Origin of the sequence: Micromonospora sp. NPDC049580 (assembly GCF_040675595.1) — a bacterium.
In the GTDB taxonomy this organism is placed as follows: Bacteria; Actinomycetota; Actinomycetes; order Mycobacteriales; family Micromonosporaceae; genus Micromonospora.
On record NZ_JBFAPG010000725.1, the window covers coordinates 1 to 2121 of the forward strand.

Here is a 2121-nt window from a genome sequence, read left to right on the forward strand (position 1 = left end):
GCCGCGGCAGCGGCCGGCTCGCCGGCTGGCAGCGGCAGGCATGCCGCGTCGGCGTACCCGCCGCCACCGCCGGCGTCGACGTGTCCAACTACCAGGGCAGCATCAACTGGACCAGCGTCCGCAACGCGGGCATCGAGTTCGCCTTCATCAAGGCAACCGAGGGCACCAGCTACAAGGACCCGAGCTTCAACGCGAACTACGTCAACGCGTACAACGCCGGGGTGATCCGCGGGGCGTACCACTTCGCCCGGCCCAACATCTCCGCCGGCTCGACCCAGGCCAACTACCTGGCGTCCAATGGGGGCGCCTGGTCGGCCGACAGCCGCACCCTCCCGGCCGCGCTCGACATCGAGGCCAACCCGTACAGCGGGGGTTACTGCTACGGGTTGAGCACCACCGGGATGCGCAACTGGGTGCAGGACTTCCTGAACACCTACCGGTCCCGCACCGGCCGGTACGCGGTCATCTACACCACCACCAGCTGGTGGAACCAGTGCACGGGCAGCTGGACCGGCCCGTGGGCCAACCACCCGCTCTGGCTGGCCCGCTGGTCGAGCACGCCGGGCGCCCTGCCGGCCGGTGCGCCGGTGTGGAGCTTCTGGCAGTACACCAGCAGCGGCGCCGTCTCCGGGATCAGCGGCAACGTGGACCGCAACTACTGGAACGGTGACCGGAGCCGACTGATCGCGCTGGCCAACAACACCTGATCGGGCGGTTGGCGGCAGCGGGATCGACGGTCACCTCACGGTCGACAATCGGTCCGGCTGCCGCCACGCCACCGCGTACGGGTCAGGCCCGCCGACGGCTCATCGCCGGCACCATCACCGGAGCGTCCTCGCGGACGACCGCGTCCCGCCGGCTGAGCCGCCGGACGCCCACCGCACCAACGGCGATGGCGACGACGCCGAACAGCGCGACGAGTACCGGAAGCCCAACGCTGATCAGCAGCAGTGCCACATCGCCGAGTGCGACGAGCATCCACAGTGCCAGCCGGGGCTGGGCGTTCCTGTATCGGTAACCCATGTCGCACCTCCCTCCGTCGTTGGAGATCAGATACCCCGAACGACGCAAGAACATGCGAGAGAGGTTCGTGCAGGTGCGGAACGCGGGTCAGTTGACCCGGTCGGGCTTGAAGCCCTTGACGATCTGGTCGAAGTTGGCGAGGTTGGCCTGCCAGTCCTTTTCCGCGATCTCCCACCGGATGGCGTAGCCCCGGTTGCTGGCGGTCACGAAGCCCCGGTTGCGCACGTGGATGCGGGTGTTGTTCCGGGTCTCCAACCACTCCCAGTCGGCGCAGGTCCGATACCAGTCGCAGGCCTTGATGCTGCCCACCAACTGGTAGTTGCTGACCAGACCCCGACGGTACGGTTCCTGGCCCTTCCAGTCGACGACCGCGTCCTTCTTCGGGCTGGGGGTCCACTGGACCAGCATCTTGCCAGGCCCGCCGGACTGGTTGAAAACGACCGTATCCGAGTTGGTCTGACGGCCGCTCCAGCCGGGTGGAAGCGGGATGGACAAGGTCGGCCCCTTGTACAGCTTCCAGCCGGCCGGCAGCGCGTTCGGGTCGGCCGACGGCGTGGCCGAGGGCGTCGCACTCGGTGCGCCCGGGGTGGGTGGAGGCGCTGCCGGAGCGGAGGATTGCGCCGGGGCCGACGACGCGGCCGCCCCGGTCGTCGCGTCGGCCTGCGGGCTCTCGGTGTCGTCGCCCTTGGTCAGCATCGGCACGATCACCACGAGGCCGACCAGCAGCAGGGCCACCAGCGCACCGATCAGGACGTTCCGGCGGGTGTTGTTCGGCTTCGTACCGTCGAACACCGGCACCGCCGCGCGCCCGGCCGGACTCACCGGCGGCATGACCGACGTCGGGGCCGACGGTTTGCGCTGCTCCGGCGCCACCGGCGGCCCGTCGACGGCCGTCGGCTCGTCGTCGGCGTCCGCCGTACCGTCGTCGGGATTGTCGTCGGCGGCCGCCACCGTCGCGGTCGGGTCGGCGGCCGGCGTGGCCGGGCGGTCGATCGTCGCGGTCGGCTCGGCCGGCACCGCCGCCGTCGGGTCGGCGTCGGCCGGTACGACCTCCGTCGGCGAGGCGTCGACCGCTGCTGGCCCGGCCGCGGCCGCGGC

General features: G+C 70.7%; 2 protein-coding genes and 1 pseudogene. 1 reads left to right on the forward strand and 2 read right to left on the reverse strand.

The genetic code is table 11. The features are described from left to right. The coding region (locus tag AB0J68_RS31420) for a GH25 family lysozyme (RefSeq protein WP_363942432.1) at positions 1–707 on the forward strand (707 nt) is incomplete at its 5' end. Positions 708–789: 82 nt separating this feature from the next. Here the strand turns inward: AB0J68_RS31420 and AB0J68_RS31425 are convergent. Together AB0J68_RS31425 and AB0J68_RS31430 are read right to left on the reverse strand one after the other, a co-directional pair. After that, entirely contained in the window at positions 790–1023 is a 234-nt protein-coding gene (locus tag AB0J68_RS31425; protein ID WP_355062918.1) for a hypothetical protein, read from the reverse strand. An 87-nt stretch (positions 1024–1110) separates the two neighbouring features. Next, positions 1111–2121: pseudogene (locus AB0J68_RS31430) on the reverse strand (serine/threonine protein kinase); the annotation flags it as partial.

Excerpts from the sequence above, each read along its gene's own strand:
- AB0J68_RS31425 (WP_355062918.1), bottom strand. The coding sequence starts at position 1,023 with ATGGGTTACCGATACAGGAACGCCCAGCCCCGGCTGGCACTGTGGATG.